Annotated in this window: 14 protein-coding genes; 9 read left to right on the top strand and 5 right to left on the bottom strand. The window is 69.1% G+C overall.

Annotated elements, in window-relative coordinates; all coding sequences use genetic code 11:
- The first annotated feature begins 37 nt into the window (after positions 1-37).
- The 4 genes from PSA7680_RS02195 to nagA are packed head-to-tail and all read left to right on the top strand — an operon-like array spanning position 38 to position 3847.
- Positions 38-910, top strand: a complete 873-nt coding sequence (locus PSA7680_RS02195; RefSeq protein WP_085867020.1) for a glucosamine kinase nucleotide-binding domain-containing protein — start codon at positions 38-40, stop codon at positions 908-910.
- Positions 907-1677, top strand: a complete 771-nt coding sequence (locus PSA7680_RS02190; RefSeq protein ID WP_085867019.1) for a GntR family transcriptional regulator — start codon at positions 907-909, stop codon at positions 1675-1677. The genes PSA7680_RS02195 and PSA7680_RS02190 overlap by 4 nt, the downstream gene beginning before the upstream one ends.
- A complete protein-coding gene (locus tag PSA7680_RS02185; RefSeq protein ID WP_085867018.1) occupies positions 1674-2705 on the top strand; it encodes an SIS domain-containing protein in 1032 nt (343 codons plus the stop codon). Before PSA7680_RS02190 ends, PSA7680_RS02185 begins: the two co-directional genes overlap by 4 nt.
- Positions 2705-3847, top strand: coding sequence for an N-acetylglucosamine-6-phosphate deacetylase (nagA, locus tag PSA7680_RS02180; RefSeq protein WP_217808312.1), 1143 nt, complete (start codon positions 2705-2707; stop codon positions 3845-3847). The genes PSA7680_RS02185 and nagA overlap by 1 nt, the downstream gene beginning before the upstream one ends.
- Before the next feature lie 36 nt (positions 3848-3883).
- Here nagA and PSA7680_RS02175 read toward each other — a convergent pair whose 3' ends face one another.
- A complete protein-coding gene (locus PSA7680_RS02175) occupies positions 3884-4318 on the bottom strand; it encodes a MarR family winged helix-turn-helix transcriptional regulator (protein ID WP_085867016.1) in 435 nt (144 codons plus the stop codon).
- 74 nt (positions 4319-4392) lie between these two features.
- Here PSA7680_RS02175 and hmgA point away from each other — a divergent pair, with 74 nt between their 5' ends.
- From hmgA to PSA7680_RS02150, 5 genes are all read left to right on the top strand, one after another.
- Complete coding sequence (gene hmgA, locus PSA7680_RS02170; protein WP_085867015.1) at positions 4393-5745, top strand: homogentisate 1,2-dioxygenase; 1353 nt, start codon at positions 4393-4395, stop codon at positions 5743-5745.
- A complete protein-coding gene (maiA, locus tag PSA7680_RS02165) occupies positions 5742-6383 on the top strand; it encodes a maleylacetoacetate isomerase (RefSeq protein WP_085867014.1) in 642 nt (213 codons plus the stop codon). Before hmgA ends, maiA begins: the two co-directional genes overlap by 4 nt.
- Positions 6380-7639 carry a fumarylacetoacetase gene (gene fahA / locus PSA7680_RS02160; RefSeq protein ID WP_085867013.1) on the top strand — a complete coding sequence of 420 codons (1260 nt, stop codon included), beginning with the start codon at positions 6380-6382 and terminating at the stop codon, positions 7637-7639. Before maiA ends, fahA begins: the two co-directional genes overlap by 4 nt.
- 76 nt (positions 7640-7715) lie before the next feature.
- A complete protein-coding gene (locus tag PSA7680_RS02155; RefSeq protein WP_085867012.1) occupies positions 7716-8090 on the top strand; it encodes a methylglyoxal synthase in 375 nt (124 codons plus the stop codon).
- A 54-nt stretch (positions 8091-8144) separates the two neighbouring features.
- Positions 8145-9209 carry an NAD-dependent epimerase/dehydratase family protein gene (locus tag PSA7680_RS02150; protein WP_085867011.1) on the top strand — a complete coding sequence of 355 codons (1065 nt, stop codon included), beginning with the start codon at positions 8145-8147 and terminating at the stop codon, positions 9207-9209.
- Positions 9210-9216: 7 nt separating this feature from the next.
- On the opposite strand, the gene gloA2 is transcribed toward PSA7680_RS02150, so the two are convergent.
- From gloA2 to PSA7680_RS02130, 4 genes are all read right to left on the bottom strand, one after another.
- Positions 9217-9600: an SMU1112c/YaeR family gloxylase I-like metalloprotein gene (gloA2, locus tag PSA7680_RS02145; RefSeq protein WP_085867010.1), complete on the bottom strand. Its 384-nt coding sequence runs from the start codon at positions 9598-9600 to the stop codon at positions 9217-9219.
- 175 nt (positions 9601-9775) lie between these two features.
- On the bottom strand, positions 9776-10420 hold the full coding sequence (locus PSA7680_RS02140) for a TetR/AcrR family transcriptional regulator (protein ID WP_085867009.1): 645 nt from the start codon (positions 10418-10420) through the stop codon (positions 9776-9778).
- 3 nt (positions 10421-10423) lie between these two features.
- Entirely contained in the window at positions 10424-11962 is a 1539-nt protein-coding gene (locus PSA7680_RS02135) for a trimethylamine methyltransferase family protein (RefSeq protein ID WP_085867008.1), read from the bottom strand.
- Entirely contained in the window at positions 11959-14367 is a 2409-nt protein-coding gene (locus tag PSA7680_RS02130; RefSeq protein ID WP_085867007.1) for a GcvT family protein, read from the bottom strand. Before PSA7680_RS02130 ends, PSA7680_RS02135 begins: the two co-directional genes overlap by 4 nt.
- Positions 14368-14422 lie beyond the last annotated feature (55 nt).

Here is a 14422-nt window from a genome sequence, read left to right as displayed (position 1 = left end):
ATTTAAATTGGCGGAAAGGTATCGTATCAACGTCCGTATGAAGCACGACTCGCACATCATTGCCGTGGACGGCGGCGGCACCCGGTGCCGGTTCCTCATCGAGGGGCATGGCGCGCGCCATGCCGTCGAACTGGGCTCGGCCAATGTGACCACCGGTTTCGATGCGGCCATGGATGTGCTGCGCGAGGGCCTCGCCGCCCTGGGGGCGGCCGCCGGCCTGTCGGGCGCGGATCTGCGCAGGGTGCCGGCCTTCGTCGGCCTTGCCGGCGTGAAGGGGGCGGGCATGGCGCAGCGGGTGGCGGCGGCGCTGCCGCTCGCCTATGTGCGCGTCGATGAAGACCGCCCCGCGGCCATCCGTGGCGCGCTGGGCGCGCGCATCGGCGCCGTCGCCCATTGCGGCACCGGCTCCTTCCTGGGGCGGCAGGCGCCCGACGGCCTGCGGGTGCTCGGCGGCTGGGGGGCGGTTCTGGGCGATGAGGCCAGCGCCTACTGGGTGGGCCGGCAGTTGCTCGCCGCCGCGGTGAACGCCGAGGACGGCGTGGTGGAGCGCAGCGCCGTGATCTCCGGGCTTTCGGATCAATTCAGCGGCCCGCAGGACATCGTGAGCTTCGCCTTCGAGGCGCCGCCGCGCGAGGTGGCCGCGCTGGCCCGCCGGGTGACGGCCGCGGCGGAGGGCGGCGATCCGGTGGCGCGTGCCATCATGGCGGAGGGCGCCGCCTACCTCATGCGCAGCCTTGCCCACCTCGGCTGGAAAGCCGGGGAGCCGCTCTGTTTTACCGGTGGGATCGGCCCGCATTACACGGCATATCTCCCCGAAGCGGCGCGCGCCTGTGTCGTGGCGCCCGCGGGCAGCACGATGGACGGCGCCCTCGCGCTGGCCCGGGATTTCAGCAAGGAATTGGCCCCATGACGATCACCGAATTTCTCAACCCGCAGGATTGGCTCGGGCAGGGCACCGGCCCGCGCTACGTGCAACTGCGCCGGCGGCTGGAAGAGGCGATCGAGCAGGGCATCCTCGCGCCCAACGCCTCGCTGCCGCCGGAGCGCGAACTGGCCGAACTGACGGGGCTTTCCCGCGTGACGGTGCGCAAGGCGATCCAGGAGCTGGTGGCCAAGGGCGCGATCGTGCAGCGGCAGGGCTCCGGCTCCTTCGTGCGCGATGCCTCGCCGCGGGTCGAGCAATCGCTCTCCGCGCTCACCTCCTTCTCCGAGGACATGCAGCGGCGCGGGCTGGAGACGCGCTCCACCTGGCTGGAGCGCGGCGTGTTCATGCCTTCGCCCGAGGAAATGGTGGCGCTGGGGCTGGGGGCCGATGAATCGGTGGCCCGCATCGCCCGGATCCGGGAGGCCGGCGGCAAGCCGATGGCCATCGAACGCGCGGCGCTGCCCACCGACATCCTGTCGAACCCGCTTCTGGTGACAACCTCGCTCTACGAGGTGCTGGAAGCGGAGGGTCTGCGCCCGGTGCGCGCCATCCAGAAGATCTCGGCCATCAACCTCGACGAGGATGACGCGGCCCTGCTGGACGTGGAGCCGGGCGTCGCCGGGCTGAGCATCCAGCGTACCTCCTACCTGGCCAGCGGCCGGGTGGCCGAATTCACACGATCCACCTACCGCGGCGATGCCTACGATTTCGTGGCCGAGCTGCGGCTTTCCAACGCGAAGGACAAGAGATGAACGCACAGACCACGCAGATGCGCCGCGAGATCGAAGAGATCCCGGCGGCCGTCGAGCGCCTGCTGAGCGAAGGGCAGGGTGGCATCGCCGCCGCCGCCGAAGCGATCCGCGCGGCCGATCCGGCCTTCCTCGTCTCCGTGGCGCGGGGCTCCTCCGATCACGCCTGCACCTACCTGAAATACGCCGGCGAGCTGCTTCTGGGCCTGCCCATGGCCTCCGTCGGCCCCTCGGTGGCCTCCGTCTACGGCGCCGAGCTGAAGCTGGCCCGCGCCGCCTGCATCTCGGTGTCGCAATCGGGCAAGAGCCCCGACATCGTGGAGATGACGCGCAGCGCCCGCGCCGGCGGCGCCTATGCCGTGGCCATCACCAACGATCTCGCCTCGCCGCTGGCGCAGACGGCCAATGCCCCGCTGGGCATCTGTGCCGGGCCGGAGCTTTCGGTGGCCGCCACCAAGACCTTCGTCACCTCGCTCGTCAGCGGGCTTTGGCTGCTGGCCGAATGGAAGCAGGACAAGGCGCTGCTCGATGCCATCCGCGCGCTGCCCGCGCAACTCGATGCCGCCACGCGCTGCGACTGGAGCCCGGCCGTCGAGGCGATCACCGGCTCTTCGCTCTATACGCTGGGCCGCGGGCCGTCCTGGGCGATCTCCAACGAGGCGGCGCTGAAGTTCAAGGAAACCTGCCAGATCCACGCCGAGAGCTATTCTTCCGCAGAGGTGCTGCACGGGCCGGTCTCCATCGTCGATCAGGATTTCCCGGTGATCGGCTTTGCCGCCGCCGATGCCGCCGAGGGCGCGCTGGTGGACGTGGCCGCGCAGATCGCGGGCAAGGGCGCGCAGGTCTTCGTGACCTCCGACAAGGCCCATGGCGGCGCGCGGGTGCTCCCGCACGAGCGCACCGGCCACTGGCTCCTTGATCCGATCGCGCTGATCGTCTCCTTCTACGCGATGGTGGAGCAGGTCGCCGCCACGCGCGGCATCAACCCGGACGCCCCGCGCCACCTCAAGAAAGTGACGGAAACGGTCTGATGGCGAAACGCACCCTCTACCGCGGCGGCGCGCTGTTCGACGGCGCGCGCCTCCTGCCCGAGGCCGGGCTTCTGCTGGACGACGCCGGCCGGGTGCTCGCGCTCGGCAACGGGGCGTTCGAAGCCGAGGCCGACGCCTCGGTGGAGCTTGGCGGGGACATCCTCTGCCCCGGCTTCGTGGATCTCCAGGTCAACGGCGGTGGCGGGGTGATGTTCAACGATGCGCCCACGGTCGAGACGCTCGCGACCATCGCCGAGGCCCACATCGGGCTCGGCACCGCGGCGATCCTGCCCACGCTGATCACCGATACCGCCGAGCAGACGCGGGCCGCCATCGCGGCGGCGGTCGCGGCGGTGGAGGCCGGCGTGCCCGGTATCGCCGGGCTGCATCTGGAAGGGCCGCATCTCTCGGTGGCGCGCAAGGGCGCCCATTCGGCCGGCCTGATCCGTCCGATGGAGGAAGCGGATCTCGCCGCGCTGCTGGCCGCCGCCGAGGCGCTGCCTGCACTCATGATCACCGTGGCCCCTGAGAACACCACGCCCGAGCAGGTGCGCGCGCTTGCGCAGGCCGGTGCCATCGTTTCGCTCGGCCACACAGACGCCGACTACGATACAGCCATGGCCTACCAGCAGGCCGGGGCTGCCTGCGTGACGCATCTGTTCAACGCCATGAGCCAGCTTGGCAACCGCGCGCCCGGCGTCGTGGGGGCCGCGCTCGACAACGGCGGGCTCGCCGCCGGGCTGATCGCCGACGGCATCCACGTGCACCGGGCCGCGATCCGCGCCGCCTGGGGCGCCAAGCAGGGCCCGGCGCCGATCTTCCTGGTGACGGATGCCATGGCCCCGGCGGGCACCGACCAGCGGAGCTTCACCCTGAACGGCCGCGAGATCCGCCGCGAAGGCGGGCGGCTGACGCTGGCCGACGGCACTCTGGCGGGGGCGGATCTCGATCTCGTCACGGCGCTGGGCGTGTTGCACCGCGAAGTTGGCGTGCCGCTGGAGGATGCTTTGCGCGCGGCCACCTCCGCCCCGGCGGACGTGGCCGGGCTTTCGCATCTTGGCCGGGTTCAGGTGGGCGAGCGCGCGCCGCTGCTGCGGATTGCCGGCGATCTGTCGGGCTGCGGCTGGGTGGTACGCCCTTGAACGCACGTTCAGGCGGGGCGGCCGCCAACCCGCCCGCTATCCGGCGAGCGCCTTGAGCGCGCGGCGCAGGGCCTCGGCATCCTCCGGCGGCAGCCGCGCGAGCAGGGCGGCATCGTAGCGCCGGGCTTCCTCCACCAGATCACGGTAGACGCGCGCGCCCGCCGGCGTGAGCGCCAGATGCTCCAGCCGCCGGTCGGCGTCGTCCCTTTCCCGTTTCAGGTAGCGCTTTTGTTCCAGCGCCTTCACCGCGCGGCTGATCTTCGTCTTGTGGGTGCGGGCGCGGGCGACGATCTCTTTCGCGGGCATGGAGCCGTAGCGCCCGAGGTGGAAGAGCACCCGCCACTCGCTGCGCAGGATGCCGTAGCGGCCCTTGTAGATCTTCTGGAAGCCCAGCCCGCAGGCCTCGGCGGATTGGTTCAGCAGGTAGGGCAGGAAATCCTGCAGGTCGAAGGCGGTGTCTTTCTCTGTCATGGCGGCAGATTGAGGCTTGTTGGTTACATTTTCAACCAATACCTCTCGGCCGACCCATGGCAAGGAGGTGCAAGATGACAGCCGAGTCCCCCCGCAAGATCGTGCAGGCGCTGCGTGAGAACGGCGCCCATCCCGGCTACATGCCCGGCTTCGCCAACGATCATGAAACCGAAGCGCTGCCCGGTGCCCTGCCGCAGGGCATGAACAGCCCCCAGAAATGCGAATACGGCCTCTACGCCGAGCAACTTTCCGGCACCGCCTTCACCGCCAACCCGCCCGAGCGCACCTGGTGCTACCGCATCCGACCCTCGGTGAAGCACTCCACCCGCTACACGCGCATCGACGTGCCCTACTGGAAGAGCGCGCCCCACGTGCTGCCCGACGTGGCGAGCCTCGGGCAGTATCGCTGGAGCCCGGTCGAGGCGGGGGATGTGCCGCTGAACTGGATCACGGGCATGCGCACCATGACGACGGCGGGCGACGTGAACACGCAGGTGGGCATGGCCAGCCACATCTACCTCGTGACCGAAAGCATGGTGGACGACTACTTCTTCTCCGCCGACAGCGAACTGCTCGTCGTGCCCCAGCAGGGCCGCCTGCGCTTTCACACCGAGCTGGGCATCATCGATCTGGAACCCAAGGAGATCGCCATCCTGCCGCGCGGGCTCGTCTACCGCGTGGAGCTTCTGGAGGGGCCGGCGCGGGGCTTCGTCTGCGAGAACTACGGCCAGAAGTTCGAACTGCCCGCCCGTGGCCCGATCGGCGCCAACTGCCTTGCCAACCCCCGCGATTTCAAGGCGCCCGTGGCGGCCTTCGAGGATCGCGAGGTGCCCTCCACCATCACGGTGAAATGGTGCGGCCAGTTCCACCGCACCGAGATCGGCCAGAGCCCGCTGGACGTGGTGGCCTGGCACGGCAACTACGCGCCCTACAAATACGATCTGCGCACCTACTGCCCCGTCGGCGCGGTGCTCTTCGATCACCCGGATCCCTCGATCTTCACCGTGCTCACCGCGCCTTCCGGCGTGCCGGGCACGGCCAACATCGATTTCGTCCTGTTCCGCGAGCGCTGGATGGTGGCCGAGGATACCTTCCGCCCGCCGTGGTATCACAAGAACATCATGAGCGAGCTGATGGGCAACATCTACGGAATCTACGACGCCAAGCCCGAGGGCTTCGTGCCCGGCGGCATGAGCCTGCACAACATGATGCTGCCCCACGGCCCCGACCGCGACGCCTTCGAAGGCGCCTCCAACGCCGATCTCAAGGCCGAGAAGCTCGACAACACCATGTCCTTCATGTTCGAGACCCGCTTCCCGCAGCACCTGACGGCCTTCGCCGCCAATGAGGCGCCGCTGCAGGACAATTACATCGATTGCTGGGCCTCGTTGGAGAAGCATTTCGACGGCACGCCGGGCCGCAAATGACGCTCCACGGCTACTGGCGCTCCACCACGACCTTCCGCGTGCGGGCGGCGCTGAACCTCAAGGGGCTCGCCTACGCCTGGGAGCCGGTGGACCTGCTGGCCGGCGCCCAGCACGCCGCAGGCTTCGTGGCGATGAACCCGGCGCAGGGGGTGCCGGCGCTGGTGCTGGAGGATGGTACCGTGCTCACCCAGTCGCTGGCGATCATCGCCTGGCTCGACGCGCTCCACCCGGAGCCGCGGCTCCTGCCGGAGGATCCGCTGGCGCGGGCGCGGGTCGAGGCGCTGTCGCACGTCGTGGCGATGGACATCCACCCGGTCAACAACCTGCGCGTGGTGGACCGGCTGCACGATGTCTTCGGCGCGACGCAGGCGCAGGCCCGCGACTGGATGATCCACTGGATGGAGCGCGGCTTCGCGGCGGCCGAGGCGATGGTGGCGCCGGAGGCCACCTTCACGCTCGGCGAGGCGCCGGGCATGGCCGATCTCTGCCTCGTGGCGCAGCTCTACAACGCGCGGCGCTGGGAGATGGATCTCGCGCCCTATCCGAACCTGCGCCGCGTGGAGGCCGCCTGCCACGCCGTCCCCGAAATCGCCGCCGCCCATCCGGACACACACCAGACACCCGAGGCCATCGCATGACCCTGATGAAAAGCTGGCTCGAAAGCGCCAATTCCGAAGACACCCCGTTCCCGCTCAACAACCTGCCCTACGGGGTGTTCTCGATGGACGACGGCGAGATGCGCTGCGGCGTCGCGATCGGCGACCGGATCGTGGACGCCACAGGGCTGGAGGCCGCCGGCATCCTGCGCGCCGATCCCGAGGCCGATGTGCTGGATGCGCCCTACTGGAACGATTTCATGGAACTGGGGCCGAAGGCCTGGGCCGAATACCGGGCCGCGCTGCAGGCGATGCTGGGCGCGGGGGCCGACGAGGCCACGCGGGATGCGCTCACCACCTATTCCGTCCCGATGGCGAAGGCGCGGCTGCACATGCCCTTCCGCGTCAGCGAATACACCGATTTCTACGCCGGGCGGCACCATGCCGAGAACGTGGGCACGATGTTCCGCGGCCCCGAGAACGCCCTGCCGCCCAACTGGCTGCACATCCCGATCGGCTACAACGGGCGGGCGTCGTCCGTCGTGGTTTCCGGCACCCCGGTGCGCCGCCCGATGGGGCAGGTGAAGGCGCCGGACGAGGCGGCACCGCGCTTCGCGCCCTCGGCGCGCTTCGACATCGAACTGGAGCTGGGCGCCATCGTCGGGCAGGCCTCCGACGGCCCGCTCACCGTGGCGCAGGCCTTCGAGAACATCTTCGGCTACGTGCTGCTGAACGATTGGTCCGCCCGCGACATCCAGGCCTGGGAATACCAGCCGCTCGGCCCCTTCCAGGCCAAGGCCACGGCCACCTCGATCAGCCCGTGGATCGTCACCGCCGCCGCGCTGGAGCCCTTCCGGGTGGATGCGCCGGCGCGCGAAGTGCCGCTGCTGCCCTACCTCGCGGAGCCGGGGCCGATGCTCTACGACATCGCGCTCTCGGTCGGGCTCACGCCGGCCGGGGGGCGGGAGACCATCCTCAGCCGCACCAACGGGCGCGAACTCTACTACTCCGCCGCGCAGCAGCTCGCCCACCACAGCAGCTGCGGCTGCCCCATGCGGGTGGGGGACCTGCTGGGCTCGGGCACGATCTCGGGTCCCACGAAGGATAGCCGGGGCTCGCTGCTTGAGATGAGCTGGGGCGGGCAGGAACCGATCGCCCTTCAGGATGGCGGCAGCCGCAGCTTCATCGAGGACGGCGACACGCTCGCGCTCTACGGACATGCGCAGGGGCGGGGCTACCGCATCGGCTTCGGCACCTGCACGGGCACGGTTCTGCCGGCCGAGGCCCCGCCGGGCTGAGCCGCACGCCACGCTTTGCGCAGGCCTGCCTTTTCGCTAAGGAAAGGAAGAGTGACGGCCGGCAAGGAGTTGAGGCATGGCAAAGCGCATCGCGCTGGTGGCGCATGACGCCCGCAAGGACATCATCGTGGAATGGGCGAAGGCCAATGCAGAGGCCCTCTCCGGCTTCTCGATCTGCGCCACGGGCACGACCGGGGGCCGGTTGCAGAAAGACGCGGGCCTCACCGTGGACAGGCTGCTCTCCGGCCCGCTGGGCGGGGATGCGCAACTGGGCGCGATGATCGCCGAGGGGCGGCTGGATGCGCTGTTCTTCTTCATCGATCCGCTTTCGGCGTTGCCCCACGACGTGGACGTGAAGAGCCTGCTGCGGCTGGCGATCCTCTATGACACGCCGCTGGCGATCAACAAGGCCACCGCCGATGCCGTGCTCGGCCACCTCGTGCGGGGCTAGGCAGTAGCGCCGGACAGCCTATCTTTCCGTACAGGCAAACGAAGGAAGCGTGCCATGACCGCCCGACTCATCGATACCTCCGCCCCCGTGATGGTGACCGGCGCCACCGGCTACGTGGCCGGGTGGATCGTGAAGGGCCTGCTTGAGGCGGGGGTGACCGTCCATGCCGCGGTGCGCAACCCGGAAGACACCGAGAAGACGGCCCATCTGAGCGCCATCGCCGCCACCGCGCCGGGGCATCTGAAGCTCTTCGCCGCGGACTTGCTGGAAGAGGGCAGCTACGCCTCGGCCATGGCCGGCTGCGCCATCGTCTTCCACACCGCCTCGCCCTTCAGGATGAACGTGGCGGATCCGCAGGCCGATCTGGTGGATCCGGCGCTCAAGGGCACGCGCAACGTGCTGGCCGAGGCCAGCCGCCACGGCTCGGTGCGCCGGGTGGTGCTCACCAGTTCCGTCGTCGCCATCTACGGCGACAACGCCGACATCGCGCAGGCGCCGGGCGGCCGCATCGACGAAACCCTCTGGAACACCTCCTCCTCGCTCACCCGAAACCCCTACGCCTATTCCAAGACGCTGGCCGAACGGGCCGCGTGGGAGATGGCGGAGGCGCAGGATCAGTGGGATCTGGTGGTCATCAATCCGAGCCTCGTGATCGGCCCGGCGCTTCAGGCGCGGCCCACGTCGGAGAGCTTCAACATCCTGCGCCAGATGGCGAGCGGGCGCATGAAGGCCGGCGCGCCGCGCTGGGGCATGGGCGCGGTGGACGTGCGCGACCTCGCCGAGGCCCACCTGAGCGCGGCCTACCTGCCGCAGGCCGAGGGCCGCAACATCGTCTCCGCCCATGAGACGGATTTCGTCGAGATGGCGGCCACGCTGCTGCCGCGCTACGGAGATCGCTACCCGCTGCCGCGGCGCGCGCTGCCCAAGTGGCTCGTCTGGCTCGTCGCGCCCATGGCCCGCATGACGCGGGAGACCGTCGCCCGCAACGTAGGCCTGCCGTTCCGGGCCGATACCAGCAAGGCCCAGGCGGCTTTCAGCCTTGCCATGCGGCCGCTTGCCGAGTCGATGAACGACATGTTCGCCCAGATGATCGAGAGCGGGCAGATCCCGGCCCGCTAGCGGTGCGTCAGGCCTCGTAGAGCTCGATCGGCAGCCCGTCCGGATCGGCGAAGAAGGTAAAGCGCGCGCCGGTGAAAGGGTCCACGCGGACAGGCTCGACCTTCACGCCGCAACTATCCAGCCGGGCCACTTCCGCCGCGATGTCATCCACCCGGAGGGCAAGGTGGCGCAGCCCGCAGGCTTCGGGCCGGCTCACGCGCGCCGGTGGATCGGGAAAGGAAAACAGCTCAAGCTGCCCGCCCCCCGGCACCGCGAGATCGAGCTTCCAGGAGTCGCGCTCGGCGCGATGGGCCTCGTGCAGGATCTCGCAGCCCAGAATCTCGGTGTAGAAGGCTTTCGAGCGGGCGTAATCCGACGCGATCAGCGCGATGTGGTGCAGGCCTTTGATCATCGCCTTCTCCTGGCTTGGCCCCCGGTGGGCGCGCAGCCCGCCCGAAGGCATTGGGTGTCCGGCCCGCCGGGTGCGCGGGCAGCGGTGTTGCTCCCGAGGTATAGCGCATCGGAGCGGCCGCGCATCGGGCGGTGTCGCGATCGCGACCTGTTCGCCGTTGCCCGTGGCCCGCCGGCTACGGGCCTTCGGGCAGGAACCGCGCCCGGAAGGCCGCCACCACCGCCGGGTTTGGCGGGGTGCCGGTGAAGCCGGTCAGGTAGTGTTCGATCCGCGAAAGGCGCAGCTCCATCGGTTCGCGCACGTCCAGCGCGTGGTAGCCCAGCTGCATGAAGTAGAGGATGCGCGCGCGGGCATCGGCCTCATCCGCGGGGTAGCCCTGGCGGACGAACATCGCGGTGACGGCTTCGATGCGGCGGGCGTCGGCGGAATCGATGCGCGCGCGCACGCCGGGATCGCGGCGGGCCCATTCGCGGACGGCGAAATCCAGCCCCTGATCAAACAGTTCGGGATCGACGAAGCAGGTGAAGAAATTGCAGACGGCCTCGGCGATGGAGGTGGCGGGCAGGGCGCAATGGGTTTCGATGGTGGCGGTGTTGTGGGCCTCCCACTCGGCCAGCAGCGCCTCCAGAAGGTCGGTGCGGCTCTTGAAATACCAGTAGAAACTGGAGCGCGAGACGCCGAGCCGCGTGCTCAGGGGCAGGATCTTCACCTCGCCCACGCCATCGCTCACCAGCACGTCCCGCGCGGCGCGCAGCCAGTCTTCGCGGGTGGCCTTGGTGTGCGCCAGCGGCGGGCTGTCGGAAGGGGCGGGGTCGGCCATGGCTCAGCTTTCCGGCGGGGCGCCGCCTTCGGCGGTGCGCTTGGCGATGAAGGTGCGCAACTGGTCGGCGCGGGCCTGATCTACGGCCACCGCGGGGCCCTGCGCAAGGATGTCTTCCCAGATCGCGGTGGCCCGCTGGGACGCATCCCGCGCGCCCGCCTCCTGCCAGGTTCCGAAATTGGCCGTATCGGCCACCAGAGGCTGGTAGAATTCGCTCTGGTAGCGCGCCATCGTCTGGGTGGTGGCGAAGAAATGGCCGCCCGGATCCACCTCGGCCAGCGCGTCGAGCCCGATTTCGGCCTCCCCGGCTTCGGTCGCGGCGCAGAGTTCGGCCACCATTTGCAAGACCTCCAGATCGCAGATCATCTTTTCGAACGAAACGGTCAGCCCGCCCTCCAGCCAGCCCGCCGCGTGGATCACCACCGTGGCCCCGGCCATGAGGCAGCCCCAGAGGCCGAATTGCGTTTCATTGGCGGCCTGCGCGTCGTTCAGGTTGGCCGCCGATCCGGCCGCACTGCGCCAGGGCAGGCCGATATGGCGCGCCAACTGCCCGGCCGCGAGCGACGCCTTGAAGTGCTCCGGCGTGCCGAAGGCGGGGCTGCCGGATTTCATGTCCACGTTGGAGGTGAAGGTGCCGTAGCAGACCGGCGCGCCGGGGCGGGCCAGTTGCGCCAGCGTGATCGCCGCCAGCGCCTCGGCATGGCTTAAGGTGATCGCACCGGCCACGGTGATCGGGGCCATCGCGCCCATCAGCGTGAAGGGCGTGATGATCGAGACCTGCCCGGCGCGCGCAAAATCGATGATCCCCTGCGCCATGGGGATGTCGAGCGTGCGGGGGCTGTTGGTGTTGATGATCGTGTAGCAATGGCTGGAGCCGTGAAAGGCGTCATCCGACAACCCGCGGAAATCGCGCAGCATCTCGAAACTGTCCATCACCTGCGGCGTTCCGCGGGAGAAGATGAAGGGCAGCTTGTCCGACAGGGTGAGCTGCGCTTCCAGCGTGAAGTAGTGGCGCAGATGGGTGGGGATGTCCTGCGGCTCCACCACCGGCGGGATCATGTGCAGCACGTCGAAGGCCTGTGTCAGCTGCACGAACTCGCGGAAGTCCTGCCCCGATCCGGGCCGCCGCCCGCGCTTCAGATCGGTGGCATGGGGCGCGCCCGCGCCGGGCTGGAACACCAGCGCGCCGGGCTCCAGCACCAGATCCCGGTGCCGTGCGCCCGCAAGGCAGGGGATGCTGCGGGGGGCTGATGCCAGCGCCGCCTCCACCATCTCGCGCCCGATATGGACCATCTCGCCGTCCGGCGCGATGCGCGCGCCGCCGGCCTTGAACAGTGCGCGGGCCTCGGGCAGCAGGACCTTGATCCCGAGCCTTTCCAGCACCTCCAGCGCCGCCGCATGCATCGCCTCCACCCGGTCCTGCGTGAACAGGTTCATCGGTGGAAAGGGGTTGCGCAGGGTGCGGTAGTTGACGTCGCGCCGCGGGGCAGGGGGCTCGGCGCGGGCGCGCCGCCCGCCGCCCGCGCGCCGCCGCCCGCTCATCCGCGCATCGCCTTGCCGGCGGGATCATAGGGCGACGCCGCGATCACCTCGGCCGCGCGCTCCACGCCCACCACATGCACCGAAAGCGCCGTGCCCGCTTCAGCACAGCCCGCCTCCACCAGCGCCATGGCGAGCGAAGCGCCCACCGTGTGGCCATAGCCGCCCGAGGTGACGAAGCCGACCTTGCGCCCGTCGCACCACACCGGCTCATAGCCGCTGGCATCGGCGTCGCCATCGGCGACCTTCAGCGTCACCAACCGGCGAGCGGGGCCGTTGCCCTCGGCCTCTGCCCTGGCGGCCGTGCGCCCGAGAAAATCGCCTTTCTCCCAGTCGATCCAGCGATCCATCCCGGTTTCGCCGGGGGTGTAGGCCTGCGTGAACTCGCGGCTCCAGATGCCGAAGCTCTTCTCCAGCCGCAGGCTCAGCAGCGCGTTGAAGCCAACCTCCCTCAGTCCCAGCCCTTCGCCCGCTTTCAGGAGCGCGCGGCGCAGGGCGGCGTGATCGCCCATGCGGCAGGTGATCTCGTAGCCGAGTTCCCCGGTGACCGACATCCGCGCCACATGGGCCCGGATCAGCCCGATGTCGAAACGTCCGCAGCCCATGAAGGGCAGATCGCCCACGGGATCTTCGCTGAGGCGTTCGATCACCTTGCGCGCATTGGGGCCGGAGAGCGAGAAGCCCGCCATCTCCTCCCCCAGATCACGCAGCGAAACGCCCGCGTCCATGTGATCGTCGAACCAGCGCATGTGCCAGGCGCGCAGGTAGTAGGAGCCCATGATCCACCAGGTGCCATCGCCCCAGTTCAGCAGCGTCAGATCGCCCTTGAGCTTTCCGTTCTCGCCAAGCGCCACCGCCAGCCGCGCCCGGCCCGGCTTGGGGAGTTTCGTGGCGAAGATCCGGTTCAGCCAGCGCTCGGCATTGGGGCCGGAGACCTCGTAGCGCGAGAAGCCCGTGATATCCAAAAGCCCCACCGCCTCGCGCACGGCGCGGCATTCCTCGGCCACGATCGGGTGCGCGTTGGAGCGCTTGAGCGTGGGGGTTTCCACGAAATCCTCGCTGGGGGCGAAGTAGAGCGGCACCTCCAGATCCCAGCTCACGCCCCAGTGGCAGCCGGCTGCGCTCATCTCGGCGTAGGCCGGGGCCATCTTCAGCGGGCGGCCCGCCGGAAGCTGCTCGTTGGGGTAGGTCATCACGAAGCGGCGGGAGTAGAACTGCCCCGTCGTCTGGCGGATGTATTCGCGGTTCTCGGCAAAGCTTCCGTAGCGGGCCACGTCCATCGGCCAGGCGTCGGCCTCGGGCTCGCCGTGGATCATCCATTCGGCCAGCGTCTTGCCCACGCCGCCGCCCTGCAGGAAGCCCGCCATCACCGCGCAGGCCGTCCAGTAGCCGCGCTTTCCGGGCACCGGGCCCACGAGCGGGTTGCCGTCTGGAGAGAAGGTGAAGGCGCCGTTGACCCATGTCTTCACGCCGACCTCCTGCAGGCAGGGGTAGCGCTCGAAGCCCATGATCAGCTCTTTCTCGATGCGGTCGGTCTGCTCCTGGAACAGCTCCATGCCGTAGTTCCAAGGCGCGCCGTCCATCGCCCAATGCTCGTGATCCACCTCGTAGATGCCCAGCAGAACGCCCTTCTGATCCTGCCGCAGGTAGGTGAAGCCTTCCAGATCCACGGTCATCGGCACTTCGAAATCAAGCGCCTCGATCTCGGGGATGCTGTCGGAGATCAGGTAGTGGTGCTTGAGCGGGGAGACGGGCAGTTCCACCCCTGCCATGCGCCCCACCTGCTTGGCCCAGAGCCCGGCCGCATTCACCACGTGCTCGCAGGTGATCGTGCCCTTGTCGGTGATCACGCGCCAGCCGTCCGCCGTCTGTTCCAGCGCCTCCACCTTGGTGTGCTCGAAATAGCTCGCCCCGCGCTTCTTCGCGGCCACGGCATAGGCGTGCACGGTGCCGGTAGTATCAATATAGCCCTCGCGATCGGCCCACATCGCGCCGAGAATGCCGTCGGTGGACATGATCGGGCAGCGCCTCTGCGCCTCTTCGGGGGTGAGCAGTTCGCAATCCTCGATGCCGATGGATTGGAACACCCGGTATGCCGATTGCAGCCATTCCCAGCGGTCCGGCGTGCCCGCGAGCGTGAGCCCGCCCGTCATGTGCAGCCCGATGTCCTGGCCGCTCTCGGCCTCGATTTCGCTGAGTAGATCAATGGTGTAGGCCTGAAGCGCGGCCATATTCGGGTCCGCGTTGAGCGCGTGGATGCCCCCCGCCGCATGCCAGCTTGAGCCTGCCGTGAGCACGCTGCGCTCCAGGAGGCAGACATCCTGCCAGCCGAATTTCGCAAGGTGATAGAGCACGGAGGTGCCGACGACACCGCCCCCGATGATGACGACACGATACTGTGATTTCATGGCCGGCCTTCCCGAATTGGCATCTGCGGCAAACGGTAGGTGGATGGGGCGGGCC

Source organism: Pseudoruegeria aquimaris (genome assembly GCF_900172235.1).
GTDB classification, from domain to species: Bacteria; Pseudomonadota; Alphaproteobacteria; order Rhodobacterales; family Rhodobacteraceae; genus Pseudoruegeria; species Pseudoruegeria aquimaris.
Note: the sequence above shows the minus strand (reverse complement) of the source record. Positions and strands in the feature narration are given on the sequence as shown.